The following is a 24,400-nucleotide window of genomic DNA, read 5'->3' on the forward strand; positions in this document are numbered from 1 at the left end:
CGCTTGAGTCTAATGTCCATTACCGGTCCGTAGTGCGGCGGGCAACCCGTCCAGCTCTTCGGGTGGCCGTGGGCCGAACGCGCCGAACCGCGCGACCGGCCCCTGGTATGGGGCGCGGCTCGCGCGGTTCGGGGTCGGGCAGGGGGTCAGCCGCGGCCGTGGGACTTCTGGGTGCGGCGGGAGACCGAGTCCAGGACCACCGCGGCCAGCAGCACCGCGCCGGTGATCATGTACTGGATGGCCTGCTGCGCGTGGACCATGTCCAGGCCGGTGGTGATGGACTGGATGACCAGCGCGCCGAGCAGCGCCGACCAGGTCTTGCCGCGGCCGCCGAAGAGGCTGGTGCCGCCGATGACGGCGGCGGCGATGGCGCTCATCAGCACGTTGCCGCTGCCCAGCGCCTTGTCCGCGGAGCCCTGCTGGGAGGCGATGAACAGGCCGCCGAAGCCGGCCAGGCCGGCCGAGATCATGTAGACCGAGATCCGGACCCAGGCGACGTTGATGCCCGCGCGGCGGGCCGCCTCGATGCCGCCGCCGACCGCGAAGATCTGCCGGCCGTAGCCGGTGCGGCGCAGCACGAAGTCGCCGAGCGCGACGACGCTGACCAGGATCACCAGGGGCAGCGGCAGGCCGCTGTCCTGGTTGAGCATGTAGGCGGCGACCAGCAGCACGACGCCGATGACGCCGGTGCGCAGCGCGATCTCGCTGAGCGGGCGGGAGGGCAGGCCGGCCGCGGAGCGGCGGCGGGAGTCGAGCAGCTGGCCGCCGGCGAACAGCACGATGGCGAGGATCGCGAACAGCCAGGCCCAGACGATGTCGCCGTCGCCCAGGAAGTAGGTGTCCAGGTTGGCGACCACGCCGTCCATCGGGTTGTTGACGGTGCCGAGCTCGCCCAGGACGAGCATCTGCAGGCCGTTCCAGGCCAGCATGCCGGCCAGGGTGACGACGAACGCGGGGACGCCGATCTTGGCGAAGAAGTAGCCGTGCAGGGCGCCGATGGCGATCGCGGAGGCGATGGCCAGCACGATGGCGAGCCACTCGTTCAGTCCCTGGCGCACCGACAGCACCGAGGTGATGGCGGCGGTGGCGCCCGCCACCGAGCCGAGCGAGAGGTCGATCTCGCCCAGCAGCAGCACGAACACCACGCCGACCGCGATCAGGCCGGGGCCCGCGATCCACTTGGTGATGTTGGTGAGGTTGTTGGCGTTGAGGAAGGTGCCGGTCTTGAACTGGAAGATCGCGGCGATGATGATCAGGCCGACGACCACCGGCAGCGAACCGAGCTCACCGCTGCGGATCTTGCGGGTGAACTCGTCGAAGTAGCCGGCCAGGCCCTCCTTGCGGACCAGCAGGCGCGGGTCCACCGCGGGGGCGGGAGTGGTGGGGGTCTCGGTGCTCACTTGGCTTCCTCCGCGATTCGGGCCTGACGACGTGTCACCGCGTTGTCGGTGGCGCCGGTGATGGCGGAGATGATCTCCTCGTGCGAGGTGCTGGCCACCTCGAAGCTGCCGTTGTTGCGGCCCAGGCGGAGCACCGCGACGGTGTCCGCGACGGCCTTGACGTCGGCCATGTTGTGGCTGATCAGGATCACGCCGAGGCCGCGCTGGCGGAGCCGCTCGACCAGGTCCAGGACCTGGGCGGTCTGCTCGACGCCGAGGGCCGCGGTGGGCTCGTCCAGGATGACGATCTTGGGGTCGCCGACCAGGGCGCGGGCGATCGCGACCACCTGGCGCTGACCGCCGGAGAGGCCCGCGATCGGGATGCGGACGCTGGGGATGCGGATCGACAGGGTGTCGAGGAGCTCGCGGGCGCGCTTCTCCATCGCGACCTCGTCCAGGGTGCCGAAGCGCTTGAGCTCGCGGCCGAGGAAGAGGTTGCCGACCACGTCGAGGTTGTCGCAGAGCGCGAGGTCCTGGTAGACGGTGGCGACGCCGAGCTGCTGGGCGTCCTGCGGGCGGTTGATGTTGACCGCCTTGCCCTCCCACTCGATGACGCCCTCGTCGATCGGGTGGACGCCCGCGATGGTCTTCACCAGGGTGGACTTGCCGGCACCGTTGTCGCCGACCAGGGCGACGACCTCGCCCGCGTGGACCTCCAAGTGCACGTCGGTGAGCGCCTGAACGGCACCGAAGCGCTTGGAGACCCCGCGCAACGCCAGTACGGGTGCGCCTGTCACGTGAACCAACTCCTTGAGTCCCGTACCGGACCTGACGTTTCCGGCACGGCCGTCCCGCGTGCCGGGCCGGGCACGCGGGGTAGTGCGTAGTGCGTGGTGCTGGGGGGGTGGAGCAGGTGCGGGCGGGGGCTCCCGGGTGGTCAGGGAGCCCCCGCCCGGCGGCTGCTACTGCAGGCCGGCCGCGGTGCAGGCAGCGGCGTAGTCGGCGGTGCAGATGTCCGCGACCTTGTAGAGGCCGTCGGCGACCACGGTGTCCTTGATGTTCGCCTTGGTGACGACCTTCGGGTCCAGCAGCTTGGCCGGGATGTTCTTGTCGGTGTCGCTGTCGATGGTCGACGAGGCCACGGACTTGATGTCCTTGCCCTGCAGCAGGTCGACGGCGAGCTCGGCGGCCGAGTCGGCCAGCGGCTTGTAGGCCTTGTAGATGGTGTAGGCCTGGTCGCCGGAGACGAGGCGCTGGATGGCGTCGAGGCCCGCGTCCTGGCCGCCGACCGGGACGTTGATGCCCTGGGACTTCAGCTGGGTGATGATCGCGGCGGCCATGCCGTCGTTGGCGGAGTAGACGGCCTGGAAGCCGTCCTTGCCGAGCTGCGAGATCGCGGCGCCGACCTTCTGGCCCGCGACGGTGGGCTTCCACTCGCCGCTCTGCTCGTAGACGATCTTCTTGACCTTGCCGTCCAGGACCTTGTGCGCACCGGCCTTGAACTTGCCGGCGTTCGGGTCGGCGTCGTCACCGTTGATCATCACGACGTTGGCGTCGGCGGCCTTGGCGCCCAGCGCGTCGACCAGGGCCTGGCCCTGCAGCTCGCCGACCTTCTCGTTGTCGAAGGAGACGTAGGAGGAGACCGGGCCGGTGGCCAGGCGGTCGTACGCGATGACCTTGACGCCCTTCTTCGCCGCGTCGGCCACCCAGGCCTGGGTGGACTTGGCGTCGAACGCGTCGAGGATGATCACCTTGACGCCCTGGGCGATCAGGGTGTCGAACTGCTGCTTCTGCTTGGCCGCGGAGCCCTCGGCGTTGTTGTACTCGACCTTGCAGTCGGCGCACAGCTCCTTGACCTTGGCCTCGATGAACGGCTTGTCGAAGGACTCGTAGCGGGTCGAGGACGCGTTCTCCGGCAGGAGCAGGCCGATCGACTTGTTGTTGCTCGAACCTGCGTCGCTGCTCTTCTTGTCGTCGCCGGCCTTGCCGCAGGCGGCCATGGTCAGAGCCATCGAAACAGCGACAGTGCCGACGGCGACGCGACGCATCATTGCGTTCATGGTGGGGGGAGCCTCCCTGACAGAGCCGCGAACTGTTGCGGCGAGGTGGGCAGGAGTCAACCCCGTTAACAAGCTTGACGTCAATAAGTAAAACCGGGAGGCCCCGGATCCAAACCCTTTCGTTATCTTCCTGAAGGCTCACTCGATACCGAGCGAGCCTTCCGACCGGTCGGCGGGTGACTCAGAGCACCCCCGTCTCCCCCATCTCGCTCATCACCAGGGCCAGCGCGCCGAGCACCTCGGCCCGGCCGCCCAGCGTCCCCGGGACGACCGACAACTGCCGGGCCGCGCTGGGGATCGCGTACCGCGCCACCGAGTCCCGGATCGGGGAAAGCACCAGGTCACCGGCCTCGGCGAGGTCGCCGCCGAGGATCACCCGGCGGGGATTGAGCAGGTTGCACAGGGTCGCCACGCCCATGCCGATCTGCCGTCCCGCGTCGGCGATCACCCGGCGGCAGCCCAGGTCGCCCCGCTGGGCCAGCTGCACCACCTTGCTCAGGCTCAGCTCGCCCGGGTGGTTGGCGTTCAAGAGGTTGAGCAGGTAGCGGGAGCCCACGAAGGTCTCCAGGCAGCCGCGGTTGCCGCAGCGGCACACCGGCCCCGCCTCGTCCAGCACGATGTGCCCGATCTCGCCCGCGGTGCCCCCCGGGCCCCGGTAGATCTGGCTGTTGATGACCAGGCCGGCGCCCACGCCGCTGGCCACCTTGATGTACGCCAGGTCGCCCAGGCCCCGCCCGGCGCCCCAGACCAGCTCGCCCAGCGCGCCCAGGTTGGCGTCGTTGTCCACGTGCACCGGCATGCCCAGCCGGACGGACAGCTCCTGGCCCGGCATCACGCCCGTCCAGCCCGGCAGGATCGCGGTCGAACCCAGCGCCCCGGTCTCCACGTCGATCGGGCCCGGCACGCCCAGGCCCACCCCGATCACCTTGTCCGCCGGGAAGCCGGCCTGGGCCAGCAGCCGCTCCACCATCCGCTCGGCCCGGTCGAAGCCCTGCTGGGCGGAGACGTCCACGTCCAGCGGCTCGCTCTCCTCGGCCAGCACCCGGTGCGCCAGGTTGCCCACCGCCACCCGCAGGTGGGTGTGCCCGAAGTCCACGCCGACCACGATCCCGGCGTCCCCGCTCAGCGACACGCTGCGCGCCCGCCGCCCGCCCGAGGAGGTGTCGGCCACCACCACGGTGCCGGACTCCTTGAGCTCGCGGACGATGTTGGACACCGTCGCGGCCGACAGCCCCGTGCCCCGGGCGATCTCCGCCTGGGTCAGCGAACCGGCCATCCGCACCGCTCGCAGCACCCGTTCGAGATTCGCCCGGTGCAGCGAGGACTGCGATCCCGGTGTGTCCGTCGACATGTTCCACCCTCCAGGGCGCGCTTGCTGTTCGTGAGAAGTTCAGCTTCAACTTCTGAACTCTATGCTCCGGCACTGCTCGCAGGGGGAGTCAAGCCCGAACACGGATCGTTACTCGCATGGGAGGATTCCCGGTAACCCGAGCCCTGACGAAGGAGTCCTGCGAGTGCCTGGCACCAACTTGACCCGTGAGGAGGCCCGCACCCGGGCCGCACTCCTGGCCGTGGACGCGTACGAGATCGAGCTCGACCTGAGCTCCGCGCGCGCGGGCGGCACCTTCCGGTCCACCACCGTGGTCCGGTTCACCGCCGCCGAACCCGGCGCCTCCACCTTCATCGACCTGGTCGCCCCCGCCGTGACCGAGATCGTCCTCAACGGCCGCGCCCTGCCGCTGGAGAACTTCTCCGACAGCCGCATCGCGCTGCCCGACCTGGCCGCCGAGAACGAGCTGCGGGTCGTCGCCGACTGCGCCTACACCAACACCGGCGAGGGCCTGCACCGCTTCGTCGACCCCGCCGACGGCGAGACCTACCTCTACACCCAGTTCGAGGTGCCCGACGCCCGCCGCGTCTTCGCCAGCTTCGAGCAGCCCGACCTCAAGGCCACCTTCGCCTTCACCGTCACCGCCCCCGCCGGGTGGGTCGTGGTCTCCAACTCCCCCACCCCCGAGCCCGTCGGCGACGGCGACACCCGGGTGTGGACCTTCGAGCCCACCCCCCGGATGTCCACCTACATCACCGCGCTGGTCGCCGGACCGTACGTCGGCGTCTTCGACAGCTACGACAACGGCGCCCAGCACGTGCCCCTCGGCGTGTACTGCCGTCCCTCGCTGCGCGAGCACCTGGACGCCGACGCGATCTTCGCGGTGACCCGGCAGGGCTTCGACTACTTCCAGGAGAAGTTCGACTTCCCCTACCCGTTCGCCAAGTACGACCAGCTGTTCGTCCCGGAGTTCAACGCGGGCGCGATGGAGAACGCGGGCGCCGTCACCTTCCGCGACCAGTACGTCTTCCGCTCCAAGGTCACCGACGCCTCCTACGAGGCCCGCGCCGCGACCATCCTGCACGAGCTCGCCCACATGTGGTTCGGCGACCTCGTCACCATGGAGTGGTGGAACGACCTGTGGCTGAACGAGTCCTTCGCCACCTTCGCCGAGGTCGTCTGCCAGGCCGAGGCCCCCGGCTCCAAGTGGCCGCACTCCTGGACCACCTTCGCCAACCAGATGAAGACCTGGGCGTACCGGCAGGACCAACTGCCCTCCACCCACCCGATCATGGCGGAGATCAACGACCTGGAGGACGTCCAGGTCAACTTCGACGGCATCACCTACGCCAAGGGCGCCTCGGTGCTCAAGCAGCTGGTCGCCTACGTCGGCCAGGACGCCTTCTTCCAGGGCGTGCGCGCCTACTTCAAGCGCCACGCCTGGGGCAACACCCGCCTCGCCGACCTGCTCGGCGCCCTGGAGGAGGCCAGCGGCCGCGACCTGCGGACCTGGTCCAAGGCCTGGCTGGAGACCGCGGGCATCAACGTGCTGCGGCCCGAGCTGTCGGTCGCCGCGGACGGTACCGTCGAGTCCTTCGCCGTCCTGCAGGAGGCCCCCGCGCTGCCCGCCGGCGCCCGCGGCGAGGCCGTACTGCGCCCGCACCGGATCGCGGTCGGCCTGTACGAGCTGGTCGACGGCAACCTGGTGCGCACCGACCGGATCGAGCTCGACGTCGACGGCGAGCGCACCGCCGTCCCGCAGTTGACCGGCCGCAAGCGGCCCGCCGTGCTGCTGCTCAACGACGACGACCTCTCCTACGCGAAGGTCCGGCTCGACGCCGACTCGCTCGCCGTCGTCACCGCGCACCTCGGCGACTTCGCCGACTCGCTGCCGCGCGCCCTGTGCTGGGCCTCCGCCTGGGACATGACCCGCGACGGCGAACTCGCCACCCGCGACTACCTCGCGCTCGCCCTCTCCGGCCTGCAGCGCGAGAGCGACATCGGCGTGGTCCAGTCCGTGCAGCGCCAGGTCAAGCTCGCCCTGGAGCTGTACGCCGACCCCGCCTGGCGCGAGACCGGCCTGCAGCGCTGGGCCGCCGCCGCGGAGAGCGCCCTGCGCGCCGCCCCCGCGGGCAGCGACCACCAGCTCGCCTGGGCCCGCACGCTGGCCGGCGCCGCCCGCACCGACGAGCAACTCGCCCTGCTGGCCGGGCTGCTGGACGGCAGCGTGGAGATCGACGGCCTGGCCGTCGACACCGAACTGCGCTGGAGCCTGCTCGGCCGGCTGGTCGCCACCGGGCGCGCCGACGAGGCGGCGATCGAGGCCGAACTCGCCCGCGACAACACCTCCTCCGGGCAGGAGCACGCCGCGACCTGCCGCGCGGCCCGGCCCACCGCCGAGGCCAAGGCCGAGGCCTGGGAGTCGGTGGTCGACTCCGACACCCTGACCAACTACGTCCAGGAGGCCGTGATCGCGGGCTTCCAGCAGCCCGACCAGCGGGAGCTGCTGGCCCCCTACACCGAGAAGTACTTCGCCTCGGTCAAGCAGGTGTGGGAGACCCGCAGCCACGAGATCTCCCAGCAGATCATCGGCGGGCTCTACCCCTCCTACGCGGTCTCGCAGGCCACCCTGGACGCCACCGACGCGTGGCTCGCCTCCGCGGACCCGGCTCCGGCGCTGCGCCGCCAGGTCGTCGAGGCCCGGGCGGGCGTGGAGCGGGCGCTGAAGGCGCAGGCCGCGGACCGCTGAGGAACCAGGGGCCCGGGGAACGGCGGGCCCGGGGCTGCCGGCGGTCCACCGCCGGGGCGTGCGGTTGCTCCGGGTTCTGTCACCACGGCCCGGAGCAGCACGGACCCCCGGTGGGCTCCGGCCGCCGGCAGCTCGGACTCGCCGTTCCCCGAGCCCCTGTTGTGCGCGCTCGTCCGCCGAAGAGTTCCCCGAGCCCCTACGTGTTTCCCAGTGTCACCGTGAAGGTGGTGCGGCCCGGGGTGCTGTCGAGGGTGACGGTGCCGCGGTGGGCGTGGACGACGGCCTGGACGATGGCGAGGCCGAGGCCGGTGGAGCCGGTGCGGCGGGAGCGGGCGCGGTCGCCGCGGGTGAAGCGCTCGAAGACGTGGGGGGCGAGTTCGGGCGGGATGCCGGGGCCGTCGTCGGTGACGGTGAGCCGGCCGGCGGGGTCGAGGCGGAGGGTGACGGTGGTGCCGTCGGGGGTGTGGGTGCGGGCGTTGGCCAGCAGGTTGGTGACGACCTGGGCGAGGCGGTGCGGGTCGCCGGGGACGGTGACGGGTTCGGCGGGCAGTTCGAGCAGCCAGCGGTGGCCGGGGGCGGCGGCCCGCGCGTCGGCGGTGCAGTCGAGGGCGATCCGGGTGAGGTCGGTGTCCTGGACGGCGAGCGGGCGTCCGGCGTCCAGGCGGGCGAGCAGCAGCAGGTCCTCGACGATGGTGCCCATCCGGCGGGACTCGGCGCTGATGCGTTCCAGCGAGTGCCGGACGGGCGCGGGGACGGGGCCGGGGTGCCGGAGGGCGAGTTCGGCGTGGCCGCGGACGGTGGCGACCGGGTTGCGCAGTTCGTGGCTGGCGTCGGCGGCGAACGCGCGCAGCCGCTCCTCGACGTTCTGACGGCGGGTCAGGGCGTCCTCGACGTGGCCGAGCAGGCGGTTGAGGGCGGTGCCGACCCGGCCGACCTCGGTGCGCGGGTCGTCGTCGGGGACGCGTTCGGCCAGGTCGACCACGCCGTTGGCGAGCGGGCGGGCGGAGACCCGTTCGGCGGTGGCGACGACCCGGTCCAGGGGGCGCAGGGCGATCCGGACGGCGAGGGTCCCGGCGGCCGCGGCGGCGGCGAGGGCGGCGGCGAAGACCACGAGTTCGATCCGCAGCAGGTGCCGGACGGTCTCGTCGACGGGGTGCAGCGGCAGGCCGGTGACCAGGGTGTCGTGGTCGTCCCCGGCGACGGCGGCGACCCGGTAGGGGCCGAGGCGGGAGAGCCGGAGGTCGCGGGGGCGGCCGTCGACGGGCAGGGCGCGCAGGGCGCCCAGGTCGGCGGCGGCGAGCGGGACGGCGGCGTCGGCCTCCCCGGTGCTCTCGGTGTCGTCGGCGTGGTCGTCCTCGTCCCCGGCCATCGCGCCGCAGACCACCGAGGCGTGGGTGACGCCGCCGTCGACCAGGCGGGCGCCGAAGGTGCCGGGGGCCTGGCCGCGGGTGTCGTGGCCGTCCTGGCCGGGGTGTTCGAGGCTGGCGGCGTAGCGGCCCCCGGCGGCGGAGAGCTGCTGGTCGAGGCGGACGACCAGGAAGTGCCGGAGCGCCTCGCACGTGGCCACGCCGATGCCCGCGCAGATCAGGGCGAGCAGGACGAGCAGGCCCGCCACCATCCGGGAGCGCAGCGTGCGGGGGCGGAGCCGGCGCCCTCGCCGGGCGGGGCGGGCGGCGGTGGCGGAGGCGGTGGTGTCGGGGGCGGCGGGGCGGGGGGCGGCGGGGCGGTTCATCCGGCGGCCGCCCGCAGGACGTACCCGGCGCCGCGGACGGTGTGGATCATCGGGGTCCGGCCGGCGTCGATCTTGCGGCGCAGGTAGCTGATGTACAGCTCGACCACGTGGGCCTGGCCGCCGAAGTCGTAGGACCAGACGGCGTCCAGGATCTGCGCCTTGCTGAGCACCTGACGGGGGTGCTCCATCAGGTAGCGCAGCAGGGCGTACTCGGTGGGGCTGAGGTCGACGGGGTCGTCGCCGCGGCTGACCTCCCGGCTGGCGGGGTCCAGGCGCAGGTCGCCGACGGCGAGGGTGCCGGGGGTGGTGGGGCCGGGGGGCGCGGCGCGGCGGAGCAGGCCGCGCAGGCGGACCACGACCTCCTCCAGGCTGAACGGCTTGGTGACGTAGTCGTCGCCGCCCGCGCTGATCCCGGCGATCCGGTCCTCGACGGCGTCGCGGGCGGTGAGGAACAGGACGCGGACCTCGGGGGCGGTGGTGTGGATGCGGCGCAGCACTTCGAGCCCGTCGAAGTCGGGGAGCATCACGTCGAGCACCACGGCGTGCGGCTGCCAGTCGGCGGCGGTGGCGACGGCGTCCAGGCCGCCGGTGACGCCACGGGCCTGCCAGCCCTCGTAGCGCAGGGCGCCGCAGAGGACCTCGACCAGGTCGGGTTCGTCGTCGACCACCAGGACCCGCCAGGGGGTGTCCGCGTGCTGCATGGGGCCATTCTGCCGTTCCGGGATGAGAAAGCGGTGAGATCATCGGACCGCCCCGAGCCCTGGTAGCAGGCCTCCGAGCTGCGCGGACACCCTTCGCAGACCATCGATCGGACGATCTGTTCATAGGGAACTGAGAACTTCCGGTGCGACCGTGACCCGGTACCACCGAAGGAGGGCCCGTTGACCGCACTTCCCACCCCCGCCCGGGCCGCCCGGCACCGCACGCCGCACCCGGACACCGTCCGCCTCGGTGCGGTCGTCCTGGTCGCGCTCGGTGCGCTCGGCGTCCTCGCGCTCTGGTGGGCCGACACCCCGCGGGTGGCGGGCGCCGCCGACTGGCTCACCGGCGCGGGCCGGATCACCGGGCTGCTCGCCGGGTACGCCGCGCCCGTCCTGCTGCTGATGATGGCCCGGATCCCGCTGCTGGAGCGCGAGGTCGGCGCCGACCGGCTGGCCCGCTGGCACGCGTACGGCGGCCGCTACCTGGTCTCGCTGGTCACCGCGCACGTGCTCACCGTCGTCTGGGGCTACGCGCTGACCGACGGGCGGGGCCTGTGGGGCCAGACCGTGGAGATCGTGTTCCACTTCCCCGACATGCTGAAGGCCACCGCCGCGACCCTGCTGCTGCTCGGCACCGGCGCGGTCTCCGCCCGGGCCGCCCGCCGCCGGCTCAGCTACGAGGCCTGGTACTACCTGCACCTGGCCACCTACCTGGCCGTCGCGCTCGGCTTCGCCCACCAGCTCACCACCGGCGCTGACCTGGTCGACGGCCCCGCGAAGGCCGGCTGGTACCTGCTGTACTTCGGCACCGCCGCCGTCCTGGCCCGGTACCGGCTGCTGGGCCCGTACCTGCGCGACCGGCGGCACCGGCTGGAGGTCGCCGAGGTCCGGGCCGAGGGCCCCGGCGTGGTCTCGGTGTTCCTGACCGGGCGGCGCCTGGAGGAGCTGCGGGCCGAACCCGGGCAGTTCTTCCGGCTCCAGTTCCTCACCCCGCAACTGCGCTGGGCCGCCAACCCGTACTCGCTCTCCGCTCCCCCGCACCCGCGCTTCCTGCGCTTCACCGTCAAGGGCCTGGGCGGCCACAGCGCGGCGCTCGCCGCGCTCGCCCCCGGCACCAGGGTCCGCGCCGAGGGCCCGTACGGGGCGTTCACCGCGCGGCGGCACCGCGGCGGGCCGGTGCTGCTGCTGGGCGCGGGCGTCGGCGTCACGCCGCTGCGGGCGCTGGCCGAGACCCTGCCCGGGCCGCTCACCCTCGTCCAGCGCGCCCGCCGCCCCGAGGACGTGCTGTTCCGCCGCGAGCTGGCCGCCGTCGCCGCGCAGCGCGGCGTCCGCGTGCACGAACTGCTCGGCGGCCGGGCCGAGGTCGGCGACCTCGGCGCGGCCCTGCGCCGGCTCGTCCCCGGTCTCGCCCGGCACGAGGTCTACCTGTGCGGCCCCGAGGAGTTCACCGCCGACGCCGTCCGCGCCCTGCGCGCCGCCGGGGTCCGGGCCGACCGCATCCACCACGAGTCCTTCGCCCTCTAGGAGTCCCCCACCATGCGACGCGCCGTCATCACCGCCTCCGCGACCGCCGCCGGGGTCGTCCTGCTGCTCTCCCTCAAGCCCCACGACCCCGCCGCCACCCACGCCATCTCCTCCGCGAACGCGAACGCGAACTCCGGCGCCGGGGGCGGCGGCGGGAGCAGCACCGCGGACACCGCGCAGGGCACCGACGCGTCCACCCGGACCGTCACCGGCAGCGCGGTCGACACCCGGTACGGGCCGGTGCAGGTCAAGGTCACCCTGACCGGCGGGCGGATCAGCACGATCGACGTGGTCCAGTACCCCACCCGCGACCGCCGCGACCGGGAGATCAACGAGTACGCCGTCCCCGTCCTGAACCAGGAGGCGATCGCCGCGCAGAGCGCGGACATCGACGTCGTCTCCGGCGCGACGTACACCAGCGAGGGCTACACCCGCTCGCTGCAGAGCGCCCTCGACCAGGTGAAGCAGTGACGGGCCGGACGGCCGCGAAGCACGTCGAGCACGTCATGGGGACGGTCTTCTCCTTCACCGTCCGCGATCCCGGGCCGGGGACCGGCCCCGCGCTCCGGCGTGCCGTGCAGCGGCTGCACCGGATCGACGCGCTGTTCTCGACGTACCGGCCGGAGAGCGAGATCAGCCGGCTCGACTGCGGGGAACTCACCCTCGCCGAGGCCGACCCCGAGGTGCGGTGGGTGCTGGAACGCTGCGCGGAACTCGGCGCCGAGACCGGCGGCTACTTCACCGCCCGGCCCGGCGGACGGCTCGACCCCAGCGGCTACGTCAAGGGCTGGGCCGTCAAGGAGGCCGCCCGGACGCTGCGCGGGTCCGGCTCCGCGCAGCACTGCGTCAGCGGCGGCGGGGACGTCCAGACCGCGGGCGGGCCCTGGCGGATCGGCATCGCCGACCCGCACCGCGAGGGGGCGCTCGCCCGCGTCGTCACCGGCCACGACCTGGCCGTCGCCACCTCCGGCACCGCCGAGCGCGGTCCGCACGTCATCGACCCGCACACCGGCCTGCCCTCCGCGTCCTTCGCCTCCCTCAGCCTGGTCGGCCCGCACCTCACCCGCCTGGACGCGCTCGCCACCGCCGCGTTCGCGATGGGCGCGCCGCGGGCCCTGCCGTGGCTGGCCGCGAAGGGCGTCCGGGCCCTGGCGATCCACCCGGACGGGCGGCAGGAGACGACGGAGGGGTGGAGCTGAGGCCGGGCTCCCGGAGGGGCCCTTCAGGGGCTCGGGGAACGGCGGGCCCGGGGCTGCTGCGGGTGCACTACCGGTGCGTGCCATTGGCTTCGGGTTCTGTCACTACGGCCCGAAGCAGCACGGACTCGCCGTTCCCCGAGCCCCTGATGGCGCATCCCGCCGTTCTCCCCGAGCCCCTGGCGGGGCCCTCCGGACACGCGAAGGCGACCGCCGGGTCTCCGAACCGGGTCGGGATCCGGCGGTCGCCGTCGTCCGGCTGCGGGGCCGGTTACTTCTTCTTGCTGCCGGGGATCATGCAGAGGCCCGCGATCACCGCGAAGGCGAGGATCGGGAGGCCGACGAACAGGCCCAGGGTCTGACCGACGCTCAGGCCGGTACCCGGGTCGTCGCCGTCGTCGCGCACGAAGGCCATGGCGGGCGACGACATCAGCATCATCAGCGTGGCCGCCGCGGTGACCGCACCGGCGCGCATTGCGTTCCTCTTGTCCACGTTTCCCAAGGTACCGGCCCCCTACACGGTCGCGCCCGGCGGGGTGCGCCTGTCGGCGTGTCCCGGTGGCGGCGCGGTGAGCGGGGCGAGGGTGGCGGCGATGCCCGCGGTGCCGGGGGCGGTGGCGAGGGCGTCCAGGGTGCGGGGGGTGCCGGTGGCGTCGGCGATCGGCAGGCGCCAGTTGGGGTACTGGTCCCAGGTGCCGGGGAGGTTCTGCGGGCGGGGGTCGCCGACGGTGTCGGGGAGCCAGACGCCGACCAGCTTGGCCGGGGTGGCGAGCAGGTAGGCGTACAGCGCCTCGGGGGTGGTGGGTTCGCCCTCGGCGAGCAGTCCGATCCGGACCAGTTCGCGCTGCCAGTCGGCGAGTTCCCCGGCCGCGGCGTCCTGTTCCTCGCTCAGCGGGCGGGCCAGCAGGCCGAGGCGGTGGCGGAGTTCGACGTGCTCGCCGGTGAGCCGGGCGGCGGTGGAGGGCAGGTCGTGGGTGGTGAGGGTGGCCAGGCAGCCGGGGCGCCAGCGTTCGGGGGGCAGCACGGCGCCGCCCGCCCGCCAGTCGCGTTCGAACCAGAGCACGGAGGTGCCCAGCACGCCGTGGTCGGCGAGGCGTTCGCGCACGCCGGGCTCGACGGTGCCGAGGTCCTCGCCGATCACGGCGGTGCCGGCCCGGTGGGCCTCCAGGGCGAGGACGGCGAGCATCGCCTCCGCGTCGTAGCGGACGTAGGTGCCCTCGGTGGGGCGGGCCCCCTCGGGGACCCACCAGAGCCGGAACAGGCCCATCACGTGGTCGATCCGGATCGCCCCGGCGTGCCGGGCGGAGGCCCGGATCAGTTCGGCGAACGGGGCGTACCCGGCCTCGGCGAGGGCGTCGGGCCTCCAGGGCGGCAGGCCCCAGTCCTGGCCGTGGGCGTTGAAGGCGTCCGGCGGGGCGCCGGTGGAGATGCCGGGGGCCAGCACGTCCTGCAGGGCCCAGGCGTCGGCGCCGTCGGGGTGGACGCCGACCGCGAGGTCGTGGATCAGGCCGAGCGGCATGCCCGCGTCGGTCGCGGCCCGCTGGGCGGCGCCCAGTTGTTCGTCGACCAGCCAGGCGAGCCAGCGGTGGAACTCGATCCGGTCCTTCAACTCGGCCTTGGCCGCGGCCACGTGCGGGTCGGCGGGGTGGCGCAGGCCCTTCGGCCAGGAGTGCCAGCCGCCGCCGTGCACCTCGGCCAGCGCGTTCCACACCGCGTACCGCTCCAGCCACTCGCCCTCGCGCCGGACGAACGCCCGGTACGCGGCCTCCCGGCCGACGCCGCGGGGCACGGTGTGCAGCAGTTCCAGGGCCTGGCGCTTGAGCGACCAGACCGAGTCGCGGTCGATCAGGGCGTCGTGCTCCAGCACCTCCTCGCGCAGCAGCCGGGCCCGGCGGGAGAGGTCGCGGACCTCCTCGTGCCGGGCGTACTCGGGGATCGCCTCGATCCGCAGGTGCACCGGGTCGGCGAAGCGGCGCGAGGACGGGCGGTACGGGGACGGGTCGGAGGGGGCGCCGGGCATGCCCGCGTGCAGCGGGTTGATCTGCAGGAAGCCCGCGCCGAGTTCGGCGCCGGCCCACTGGGCGAGCTCGGCGAGGTCGGCCAGGTCGCCCATGCCCCAGGACCGTTCGCTCAGCACCGAGTACAGCTGGGCGAGGAAGCCCCAGCTGCGCCGCTGCGGCTCGGGGATCCGCAGGGGGGCGACGACCAGGGTGGCGCGGCCGGTGCGGCCGTCCGCGCGGACGGCCAGGACGTGTCGCCCGAGCGGCAGGTCGGCGGGCAGCCAGTGGGCGTGCTCGCCGGTCAACTCCCAGTCCTCGCCGCCCTGTTCGAGCTCGATCCGGACCTCCGCCCCGGCGGGCAGGTCGAGTGCGGTGCGCCGCCCCCGCCAGGCCACCACGGTCGGCGGCAGCAGACGCTGCGCGCTCTGCGCGCGGTGCCGCTCCAGGGCCCGGGCGGCCAGCTCCGGCGTCCCGGCGTCGACGCCGAGCGCGGCCAGCACCGAGGTCAGCGTCCGCGCCCCGACCTGGACCGGGCCGGACCCGGCGTCGTAGCTGCTGTCCACCCCGTGCGCGTGCGCCAGGGCCACCAACTCCGGTGGGGCGGGCGGGTTGTCCTCCGCCGGGACCTGCTCGAAACCCGCCTGCTCGCGGTCAAGGTATGCGGCCACCCAGCGCACTCCGTCCTCGCTGCTCCCGAACGCCATCAGGCACAGTCCTACCCGCGCCGCCCGCCCCCGACCCCGACCGACACGACCCGTGCCCCGCACCGGTCGGGTGAACGTTCCGCCGCCCGGTTGCCGCGACGGTCGACCTCCGGCCTTTTCGGGTGATAACGGACATAGCCGCCAAGGGCGTTGACAGGGACGCGGGGAGCTGGTGGGGTGGGCCGGGCCGGACGGCCGCGGGGGGTCGGGTCCGGTCGGCGGGGGGCCGTTGAGCTGGGCGTTTCGGGCGAGGAGGCTCCGGTGCAGGCGCGGGTGTCGGTGGCGGCCGGGCGTCGGCTGCGGCAGGGTCTGGAGCGGAGTGCGGCCCTGCGCGAGGTGCTGTACCACCCGGCGGCGCTGGCGGCCCGCCGGACGGCGGCCCGGACGGCGCGGCAGGTGGCGCCGCGGGCCGCGGACCGCTTCATCGCGGACGTCAAGGGCACCGAGCCGCTGCTGGCCTCGGTGCGGGCCGAGCGCCGCACCGGTCGGCGGGCCCGGACGCTGCGGGCCGCGGCGACGCTGTCGGCGGCGGCGGTGGTCGGCGGGCTGCTGCTGCCGACGCCGGGCTTCGCCGCGGAGGCGGCCGTCCGCCACGACCCGGTCGCCTCCGCGCCGGACACCGCGGAGCCCGCGGCCGCCGCCGAGGCCCCGCTGCCGCTGGGCTCGCTGACGGATCCTCAGGTGTTCCCGCGCCCGCAGGAGTTGCGGACGGGCGGTAGGCCGGTGGCGGTGCCCCGGCAGGTGACGCTGGTGCTGGCGGACTCCGCGGACGGCCCGGCGGTGGACGCGGTGCGGGCGCTGCTGGCCAGGGCGGGCGCGACCCAGGTGGTGGCCGCGGCGCAGGCGCCCGAACAGCCCGCCCCCGGTTCGCTGGTGGTCCACGTGGGCGGCCCGTACGAGGGCGCGGGCGGGACGGTCGACCGGGCGCTGCGGCTGCTGGCGGCGGCGAACGGGCGCAAGGACACCGAGGTGCCGCAGCTGGCGGGCCTGCCCTCGGGCGGCTACCTGCTGGCCTCCGGCCAACTGCCCACCCCGGGCGGCTCGTACGGCGCGGTGGTGCTGGCGGGCGTGGACGGCGCGGGCACCTTCTACGCGGCGCAGAGCCTGGCGCAGCTGCTGTCGCCGGTCGGCCCGGGCCAGGGGCAGGGCGGCGAGGGCGACCGGGGCTTCCCGGGGGTGCTGCTGCGCGACTGGCCCTCGGGCGCGGCGCGGCGCGGCACCGCGGAGTCGTTCTACGGGGCGCCGTGGAGCAGCGCGCAGCGGCTGGCGGTGGTGGACTTCCTGGGCCGCACCAAGCAGGACTACTTCCTGTACGCGCCGGGCGGCGACCCGTACCGCTCGCAGCGCTGGCGGGAGGCCTACCCGGCGCGGCAGGCGGCCGAGCTGGCCGAGCTGACGGCCCGGGCGCGGGCCAACCACGTGACGGTGGGGTACTCGATCGCGCCGGGGCAGTCGTTCTGCTTCTCCTCCGGCAAGGACGTGGACGCGCTGGTCGCCAAGCTCGACGGGCTGCGCCAACTGGGCGTGCAGGCCTTCCAGTTGGACTTCCTGGACGTCTCGTACGACGAGTGGCACTGCGGGGCTGACCGGCGCAGGTTCGGCACCGGGCCGGTGGCCGCGGCGAGGGCGCAGGCCGCGCTGACCGCGGCGGTGCAGCAGAAGCTGGCGGCGAAGCGCCCCGGGGCGGTGCCGCTGTCGGTGGTGCCCACCGAGTACCTGAAGCAGGGCACCTCCCCGTACCGGGCAGCGCTGGCGGCCGGGCTGCCGGACGGGGTGCGGGTGGTGTGGAGCGGCGGCGCGGCGATCCCGGAGCGGGTGACGGGCGAGCAGATCGACGCCACCGCGGGCCTGTTCGGGCGTCCACTGGTCACGCTGGACAACTACCCGGTGAACGACTCGGCGCCGGACCGGCTGTTCCTGGGCGGCTACGCCGGGCGGGACGCCGAGGTGGCGCGGCGCTCGGCGGTGCTGCTGACCGCGGCGATGAGCCAGCCGGTGGCGTCCCGGATCCCGCTGGCGACCGCCGCGGACTTCGGCTGGCAGCCGGACGGCTACCGGCCCGAGCAGTCGCTGGCCGCCGCGCTGCGGCTGCTGACCGCGGGGCCCGCGCAGCAGGCCGCGGCGGCGGCGCTGGCGGGCAACAGCGCGTCCTCGCCGCTGGGCGGCGAGGAGTCGGCGTACCTGGTGCCGCTGGTGGAGGCGTTCTGGGCGGCGGCCGAGCCGGCCTCCGGCGCGCCGGCCGACCCGGCGCAGCTGCGGGCGGCCGCGCAGCCGCTGCGCGAGGCGTTCACGGTGATGGCGGACGCGCCGCGGACCCTGGCCGGGGACCCGCTGGCGGCGGACGCCGCGCCCTGGCTGGCCCGGCTGTCGGCGTACGGCGCGGCGGGCCGGGCGGCGGTGGACATGCTGCTGGCGCAGCAGGGCGGCGACGGCACCGCGGCCTGGCAGGCCCGGCTGGAGCTGGGCCGGCAGCGCGGGGTGCTGGAGCAGAACCCGGTGACGGTCGGCAGGGGCGTGCTGGACGCGTTCCTGGACCGGGCGGTGAAGTCCGCGGACACCTGGTCGGGCATCACCGCGGGCGCGTCCCCGACGACCACCCTGGGCACCGCGCACGACCACGGCCCGGCGCTGATGGCGGACGGCTCCGCGGAGACCTTCTACTGGTCGTCGGCGCAGCCGCAGGTCGGCGACAGCTTCGGCCTGGACCTGGGCACCCCGAAGCCGCTGGGCTCGGTGACGGTGCTGATGGGCGGCTCGGGCGACGACCCGGACTCCCGCTCGGCGGCCGACGACTACCTGCACGACGGGGTGCTGGAGTACTGGACCGGCTCGGGCGGCTGGCACCGGCTGGCGACGGTGCACGGGCAGCGGACGGTCCGGGCGAGCGCCCCGGCGGGCACGGTCGCCAAGGCGGTCCGGCTGCGCGCCACCGGCGGGCAGCAGACCGCCGTGGCGGTGCGGGAGTTCACCGCCGCCGCGCCGGACGCGGTGGACGCCGCGGTCTCCGGCCCCCCGGCCGCGCCGGGCTCCTCGCCGGAGGCGGTGCTCTCCGGCGACCCGGACTCCGCCTTCCGGGCGGCCGCGCCGCCCACCGCGGGCGACGCCCCGCTGACGGTGGAGCTGGGCGCGGCCCGGCCGCTGGACCGGCTGACCGTGCTGACCGACCCGACGGTGCGGGCCGAGGCGACCGCGCAGGTGCGCCGCCCGGACGGCAGCTGGGCGGACCTGGGCCCGGTGCGGCCCGGCTACAACGAGCTGCGGGCCGACGGCGGGCCGGTGGAGGCGCTGCGGCTGGTGTGGCGGCCGGGCGGCGAGGCCCCGGTGGTCAACCAGGTGATCCCGTGGTGGGCGGACGTCCCGGCGGCCCGGCTGACGCTGGCCCAGCCGACCTTGGACGTGGTGGCGGGCGCGAGCGCCCCGGCCACCGCCCGGGTCACCGTGGAGTCGGGGCGGCCGGACGCGCTGACCGGCGCGCTGAAGGCCGAGGTCCCGGCCGTGGCGAAGGGCCTGGTGGTGGCCCCGGCCCCGGCGGTGACGGTGCCGCGCGGCGGCCGGGCGGGCGCGCCGCTGCAGGTCACGGCGGCCGCGGACACCCCGTCGGGCACCTACCGGGTGCCGGTGGTGTTCACCGCGGGCGCGCTGAGCGTCCGCCAGGAGCTGCTGGTGCACGTCGTGCCGCCGGTCGGCGGGCCGGACCTGGCGCCGACCGCGACCGCGTCCGCCTCGGGCCAGGACAGTGCGAGGACCCCGGCGGCGGCGGTGGCCGACGGCGACCCGAAGACCTCCTGGAGCGCCCCCGCCGAGGACGACGCCTGGGTGCAGCTGCGCCTGCCGCAGCCCGTCCGGCTGGGTTCGGCGGTGCTGCACTGGGGCGGCGCGTACGCCTCCGCGTACCGGCTGGAGGCCTCCGCCGACGGCGTGGTGTGGACCACGGTGGCGGAGGTGGACAACGGGCAGGGCGGCACCGAGACGGTCCGCTTCGACGCGCCGGGCGCGCAGTACCTGCGGGTGCAGGGCGTGACCCGGGCCACCCGCTACGGGTACGCGCTGTCCGGGATCGAGCTGTACGGCGTGCAGGCGCCCTAGGGGCCCTAGGCGCACGGCGGGCCGCCGACGCTCCCGTTGCGGGGGCGGCGGCGGCCCATGAGGCGTACCGGTTGTCGTGTCGGGCAGGCCCTTGTCTGTTCAGGCGGAGAGCGGGGCGTGCTGCTCGCCGCGGCGGATCGGACGGGTGCGGACCGGGGCGGGCAGGACCGCCTCGGGATGGTCGTGGTGCTCGAAGTCGCGGAACTGGTCGAGGCCGCCGTACGGCTCCAGGTAGGGCCGCCAGCGCGGGTCCTTGATCCCGGTGCCGATGACCCGCCAGGCCAGGCCGCTGGGCGCGGCCGGGGGGCGCTTCATCCGCCAGCCGAGGTCGGCGAGGTGCCGGTCGGCCTTGGTGTGGTTGCAGCGGCGGCAGGCCGCCACCACGTTGTCCCACCGGTGCTGGCCGCCCCGGCTGCGCGGGATGACGTGGTCGACACTGGTGGCGGCGGCCCCGCAGTACACGCACCGGCCGTGGTCGCGGGCGAACAGCGCCCGCCTGGTCAGTGGCACGGGGCCTCGGTAGGGGACCCGCACGAAACGGGTCAGTTTGACGACGGACGGTGCCTGGACGGCACCGGTGGCGCTGTGCAGTGTGGTGCCCGCGTCCTCCAGGGCGATCGCCTTGTGGTTGAGGACGAGGATGAGGGCGCGTCGCATCGAGACGACACCGAGCGGCTCGTACGACGCGTTGAGGACAAGGACATGCGGCACGGGGCCTCCTTGGACGCCTGCGGCGCGTGGCTCGCGCCGAGTCGAGCGGGTGACCGCGCCCCGCGCGGGGCGTGATCTCCCTCAGTGTCGCCTTACGCCGTCGTACGACGCCACCATTTCTCCGTGAACGGGCCGCGCGCGTGCGGTGAGCCCCCGCACGACCCGCCATGGTCGGTATGCCCAGCTCGGGCCCCTCCTGCACGTACCGTGCGAGGGGCGGTGCGGTGCGTGTCCGGAACCGGACGGGTGCCCTGACGGGCCCTCCGAGCGGGTGAACGGGGAGGTGGGAGGGCTCGCTACAGTGGGGCGATGCTCGCCGATTCCGCCGCCGACGGCACCACGCCGACGTTCTCCATCCCCACCACCGCCGCCGATGTGACGGACACCACCCGGCAGGCGGCCGGGTGGCTGGACGAGAACTGGCAGGGCTGGGTGATCAGCGGTCTGCGGATCGTGCTGGTCCTGGCGCTGGCGCTGGTGCTGCGGGCCGTGGTGCGCAAGGTGATCGACAAGCTGGTGGCCCGGATGGGGCGGCCCGCGGAGTCCGACAACGACCACGGGGTGCTCGGCGGCCTGCTCGCCAACAGCGGCGTGGTGAACACCGAGCGCCGCCAGCAGCGGTCCGAGGCGATCGGCTCGGTGCTGCGCTCGGTGGCCTCCTTCACCATCCTCGGCACCGCCTCGCTGATGGCCCTGTCGGTGCTCGGCGTCGACCTGGCGCCGCTGCTGGCCTCGGCCGGTGTGGCCGGCGTGGCGATCGGCTTCGGCGCCCGCAACCTGGTCACCGACTTCCTCTCCGGCGTCTTCATGATCATGGAGGACCAGTACGGCGTCGGCGACGAGATCGACACCGGCGTGGCCAGCGGGACCGTGCTGGAGGTCGGCCTGCGGGTCACCAAGCTGCGCGGCTCCTCCGGCGAGATCTGGTACATCCGCAACGGCGAGGTCAAGCGGATCGCCAACATGAGCCAGGGCTGGGGCACCGCCACCGTCGACGTCCAGGTCGGCTACAAGGAGGACCTGGAGCGGATCGAGCTGCTGGTCACCGAGACCGCCGAGCAGCTCGCCAAGGAGAGCCCGTACGACGAGCTGATCTGGGGCCGGGTCAAGGTGCTGGGCGTCGAGTCGGTGTCCGTCGACTCCGTCCAGCTGCGGATCGAGGCCCGCTGCACGCCCGGGAAGTCCGCGCAGGTCGCCCGCGCCCTGCGGGTGCGGCTGAAGGCCGCCTTCGACCTGGCCGGCGTCAAGCTCAAGGAGGAGGCCGCCGCGAGCGTCCCGGCCCAGCCCGCCGCCCCCGAGATCCTCCCGCCCTCCGCCCTGGCCGACCCCAACTCGGCCCGCTCGCTGGCCGCCAAGCCGATACCGACCCAGAACTGAGCCGGGGGCGGCCGCCGGGGGCCGCCGAACGGAGCGGGACCGTCGAGGGGCGCGGGGGAACTCCCCCCGCGCCCCTGCTGCTGCCCGGCGCGCACCCACTGGTCTCCACCAACGAAGTGGTCACGTACCGTTGACATCTGCGGCTCGCGATTGGAAACTTTCCTAACAGTTGGCCGCAGCGGCGTACGCAGAGGAGGATCGGGCCGTGACCACCACCCGAAAGACGCCCCGCTCCCCGCTGGCCGGTACGCCGAGCCTGCTGCGGGCCATCAACGACCGCGCCGCGCTGGAGCTGCTGCTCGCGAACGGCCCGCTCTCCCGCACCCAGATCGGGAGCCTGACCGGGCTCTCGAAGCCGACCGCCTCGCAGTTGCTGGCCCGGCTGGAGGCGGTCGGGCTGGTGGTGCCGGTCGGGACGACGGCCGGGGGGCCGGGGCCCAACGCCCAGCTGTACCAGGTGAACCCGGCGGCGGGCCACGTCGCGGGCGTGGACGTGACGAGCACCGCGGTGCGGGTCGCGGTCGCGGACATCACCGGGACGACGCTGGCGGAGCACCGGGTGCCGACCAAGGGGTGGCCGGCCGCGGAGACGGTGGCGCGGGTCGCGGAGGCGGTCGCGGAGGCGGTGCGGCGGGCGGAGCTCGCGCCGGGGTGCCTGCGCGAGGTGGTGATCGGGATCGGCGGCGCGCCGGACCCGGTGACCGGCAAGCTGCGGTACGCCTCGCACCTGCCGGGCTGGCACTCGCCGCGGCTGGTGGAGGAGCTGGAGGCGGCCCTGGGCGCGCCGGTGTCGATCGAGAACGACGTGAACCTGGCCGCGGTGGCGGAGCAGGCCGGCGGGGCGGCGGCGGGGTGCGAGGACTTCGTGCTGCTGTGGGCCGAGGAGGGCATCGGCGCGGCGATCGTGATCGCCGGCCGGTTGCACCGGGGTTTCACCGGGGGCGCGGGCGAGGTCGGCTACATGCCGGTGCCGGACGCCCCGGTGTCGTTGAGCTCCCGCCGGAAGGTGTCCGGCGGGTTCCAGGACCTGGCCGGCGAGCCCGCGGTACTGGCGCTGGCCCGTCGGCACGGGCTGCGCGGCACCGACGCGGCGCAGGTGGTGGCCGGGGCCCTGGGCGCGGCCGGGGGCGAGGCCTTCCTGACCGAGCTGGCCGAACGGCTGGCGGTCGGGCTGGCGGTGATCGCCTCCGTGGTGGACCCGGAGCTGGTGGTGCTCTCCGGGGGGACGCCGACCGCGGGCGGGGAACGCCTGCGGGAGCTGGTCCAGGAGGCCCTGGGCCGGATGTCCATCCCGCGGCCGGAGGTGCGGCTGTCGGCCGTACCGGGGTCGCCCGTCCTGACCGGCGCGCTGCAGCGCGCGCTGGCGAGCACCCGGGACGTCCTGTTCAGCACGCACTGACGCAACCGACGCACGTTCGCACGCACGCCCCCGCCCCCACGGGCCGCCGGGCCATGCCGCCCTGCCCCCGTCCCTCCAGAGGAGCGCCCTTCCGTGGACAAGACCCGTAGATCCCCGCTCGCCCGCCGCCCGCTGGCCGCACTCACCGCGGCCGTCTGCACGACCCTGCTGGCGGCCGCCTGCACCGGCACCAACTCCGGTGGCGGGCAGGACGGTTCGGCCTCCGGCCAGGACGTGACGATCACCTTCTGGCACGGCTGGAGCCAGGACAACGAGGTGAAGGCGATCAACGACAACGTCGCCGCCTTCGAGAAGCTGCACCCCAACATCCACGTCAAGGTGGTCGGCAACATCGCCGACGACAAGGCCGAGCAGGCGTTGCGCGCGGGCGGCCCGGACGCGCCGGACGTGGTCTCCTCGTTCTCCACCGACAACGTGGGCAAGTTCTGCTCCTCGCACGTGTGGGCGGACCTCGGGCCGATGCTGCGCAAGGACGGCGTCGACCCGGCGAAGACCTTCCCGAGCGCGATGCTGAAGTACAGCCAGTACCAGGGCAACCAGTGCGCGCTGCCGCTGCTCGGCGACGCGTACGGCCTGTACTACAACAAGACCGCGTTCGCGGCGGCCGGGATCACCGCGCCGCCGAAGACCTTCGGCGAGTTCGCCGAGGACGCCGCCAAGCTGACCGTCCCCGACGGCGACTCGTACAAGCAGCTGGGCTTCATGCCGAACTACCACGGCTACGAGACGGCGATCGCGCACTACCTCGGCCAGTACGGCAGCACGTACTTCGGCCCGGACGGCAGGTCGAACGTGGCCACCGACCCGACCGTGGCGGCGGCGCTGACCTGGCAGAAGCAACTGGTCGACAGGCTCGGCGGGTTCGAGAAGCTGGAGAAGTACCGGACGACGTTCGGCGACGAGTTCAGCTCCAAGAACCCGTTCACCACCGGGCAGGTCGCGATGAGCCTGGACGGCGAGTGGCGGACCGCCTCGCTGGCCGAGGACAAGCCGGACTTCGAGTGGGCGACCGCGCCGTTCCCGGTGCCGGACGACCAGGCGGCCACCTACGGGCGCGGCTACCAGACCGGCACCATCATCGGCGTCGCCAACGGCTCGAAGAAGCAGACCGCGGCCTGGACCTTCGTCAAGTACCTGACCACCGACACCGACGCGGTGGTCTCCTTCGCCAACGCGATCCACAACGTGCCGAGCACGCTGGCCGCGCTGGACTCGCCGAAGCTGGACGCGGACGCGAACTTCCGCACCTTCGTCGACATCGCGAAGAACCCGAACTCCTCGACCACCCCGGCGAGCGTCAACGGCGGCGCCTACCAGGTGTCGCTGCAGAACCTCAGCTTCGAGGTGGAGTCCGGGAAGCAGACCGACCTCGGGGCGGGCCTGAGGGCCACCGCCAAGGAGATCGACGCCGCCGTCGACCAGGCGAAGTGA

17 protein-coding genes are annotated in these 24,400 nt (G+C 74.2%); 8 read left to right on the top strand and 9 right to left on the bottom strand.

Annotated elements, in window-relative coordinates; genetic code table 11:
- Positions 1-146 precede the first annotated feature (146 nt).
- The 4 genes from ACFY00_RS09630 to ACFY00_RS09645 form a co-directional block, all read right to left on the bottom strand.
- Positions 147-1,400 carry a sugar ABC transporter permease gene (locus ACFY00_RS09630; protein WP_388029095.1) on the bottom strand — a complete coding sequence of 418 codons (1,254 nt, stop codon included), beginning with the start codon at positions 1,398-1,400 and terminating at the stop codon, positions 147-149.
- Positions 1,397-2,185, bottom strand: coding sequence for an ATP-binding cassette domain-containing protein (locus ACFY00_RS09635; RefSeq protein ID WP_285735398.1), 789 nt, complete (start codon positions 2,183-2,185; stop codon positions 1,397-1,399). Before ACFY00_RS09635 ends, ACFY00_RS09630 begins: the two co-directional genes overlap by 4 nt.
- Before the next feature lie 156 nt (positions 2,186-2,341).
- Positions 2,342-3,439, bottom strand: coding sequence for a sugar ABC transporter substrate-binding protein (locus ACFY00_RS09640; protein ID WP_388029098.1), 1,098 nt, complete (start codon positions 3,437-3,439; stop codon positions 2,342-2,344).
- 181 nt (positions 3,440-3,620) lie between these two features.
- On the bottom strand, positions 3,621-4,790 hold the full coding sequence (locus ACFY00_RS09645) for an ROK family protein (RefSeq protein ID WP_388029099.1): 1,170 nt from the start codon (positions 4,788-4,790) through the stop codon (positions 3,621-3,623).
- A 163-nt stretch (positions 4,791-4,953) separates the two neighbouring features.
- On the opposite strand from ACFY00_RS09645, the gene pepN reads away from it, so the two are divergent.
- Entirely contained in the window at positions 4,954-7,518 is a 2,565-nt protein-coding gene (gene pepN / locus ACFY00_RS09650; RefSeq protein ID WP_388029100.1) for an aminopeptidase N, read from the top strand.
- 196 nt (positions 7,519-7,714) lie between these two features.
- Here pepN and ACFY00_RS09655 read toward each other — a convergent pair whose 3' ends face one another.
- Both ACFY00_RS09655 and ACFY00_RS09660 read right to left on the bottom strand, forming a co-directional pair.
- Complete coding sequence (locus ACFY00_RS09655; RefSeq protein WP_388029214.1) at positions 7,715-9,136, bottom strand: sensor histidine kinase; 1,422 nt, start codon at positions 9,134-9,136, stop codon at positions 7,715-7,717.
- 110 nt (positions 9,137-9,246) lie between these two features.
- Positions 9,247-9,951 (bottom strand): response regulator transcription factor, encoded by a 705-nt coding sequence (locus ACFY00_RS09660; RefSeq protein WP_388029103.1) that lies wholly within the window; start codon positions 9,949-9,951, stop codon positions 9,247-9,249.
- A gap of 180 nt (positions 9,952-10,131) precedes the next feature.
- Between ACFY00_RS09660 and ACFY00_RS09665 the strand changes: the two genes are divergently transcribed.
- The 3 genes from ACFY00_RS09665 to ACFY00_RS09675 are packed head-to-tail and all read left to right on the top strand — an operon-like array spanning position 10,132 to position 12,674.
- Complete coding sequence (locus ACFY00_RS09665; RefSeq protein WP_388029106.1) at positions 10,132-11,475, top strand: ferric reductase-like transmembrane domain-containing protein; 1,344 nt, start codon at positions 10,132-10,134, stop codon at positions 11,473-11,475.
- Positions 11,476-11,487: 12 nt separating this feature from the next.
- Positions 11,488-11,946 (top strand): FMN-binding protein, encoded by a 459-nt coding sequence (locus tag ACFY00_RS09670; protein ID WP_388029109.1) that lies wholly within the window; start codon positions 11,488-11,490, stop codon positions 11,944-11,946.
- A 35-nt stretch (positions 11,947-11,981) separates the two neighbouring features.
- On the top strand, positions 11,982-12,674 hold the full coding sequence (locus ACFY00_RS09675) for an FAD:protein FMN transferase (protein WP_388029216.1): 693 nt from the start codon (positions 11,982-11,984) through the stop codon (positions 12,672-12,674).
- A 268-nt stretch (positions 12,675-12,942) separates the two neighbouring features.
- On the opposite strand, the gene psbW is transcribed toward ACFY00_RS09675, so the two are convergent.
- Both psbW and malQ read right to left on the bottom strand, forming a co-directional pair.
- Positions 12,943-13,164 (bottom strand): photosystem II reaction center protein PsbW, encoded by a 222-nt coding sequence (gene psbW / locus ACFY00_RS09680; RefSeq protein ID WP_388029111.1) that lies wholly within the window; start codon positions 13,162-13,164, stop codon positions 12,943-12,945.
- Positions 13,165-13,185: 21 nt separating this feature from the next.
- Positions 13,186-15,339 carry a 4-alpha-glucanotransferase gene (gene malQ, locus ACFY00_RS09685; protein ID WP_388029113.1) on the bottom strand — a complete coding sequence of 718 codons (2,154 nt, stop codon included), beginning with the start codon at positions 15,337-15,339 and terminating at the stop codon, positions 13,186-13,188.
- 297 nt (positions 15,340-15,636) lie between these two features.
- On the opposite strand from malQ, the gene ACFY00_RS09690 reads away from it, so the two are divergent.
- On the top strand, positions 15,637-19,461 hold the full coding sequence (locus ACFY00_RS09690; protein ID WP_388029116.1) for a beta-N-acetylglucosaminidase domain-containing protein: 3,825 nt from the start codon (positions 15,637-15,639) through the stop codon (positions 19,459-19,461).
- A gap of 99 nt (positions 19,462-19,560) precedes the next feature.
- Here the strand turns inward: ACFY00_RS09690 and ACFY00_RS09695 are convergent, their stop codons facing one another.
- Positions 19,561-20,172 carry an HNH endonuclease gene (locus ACFY00_RS09695; RefSeq protein WP_285735408.1) on the bottom strand — a complete coding sequence of 204 codons (612 nt, stop codon included), beginning with the start codon at positions 20,170-20,172 and terminating at the stop codon, positions 19,561-19,563.
- 309 nt (positions 20,173-20,481) lie between these two features.
- On the opposite strand from ACFY00_RS09695, the gene ACFY00_RS09700 reads away from it, so the two are divergent.
- From ACFY00_RS09700 to ACFY00_RS09710, 3 genes are all read left to right on the top strand, one after another.
- Positions 20,482-21,549, top strand: coding sequence for a mechanosensitive ion channel family protein (locus ACFY00_RS09700; protein WP_388029118.1), 1,068 nt, complete (start codon positions 20,482-20,484; stop codon positions 21,547-21,549).
- A gap of 238 nt (positions 21,550-21,787) precedes the next feature.
- On the top strand, positions 21,788-22,948 hold the full coding sequence (locus ACFY00_RS09705) for an ROK family transcriptional regulator (protein WP_388029217.1): 1,161 nt from the start codon (positions 21,788-21,790) through the stop codon (positions 22,946-22,948).
- A 93-nt stretch (positions 22,949-23,041) separates the two neighbouring features.
- Positions 23,042-24,400 carry an ABC transporter substrate-binding protein gene (locus ACFY00_RS09710; RefSeq protein WP_388029120.1) on the top strand — a complete coding sequence of 453 codons (1,359 nt, stop codon included), beginning with the start codon at positions 23,042-23,044 and terminating at the stop codon, positions 24,398-24,400.

The organism is Kitasatospora sp. NPDC001540 (genome assembly GCF_042894345.1).
Lineage (GTDB): Bacteria > Actinomycetota > Actinomycetes > Streptomycetales > Streptomycetaceae > Kitasatospora > Kitasatospora phosalacinea_C.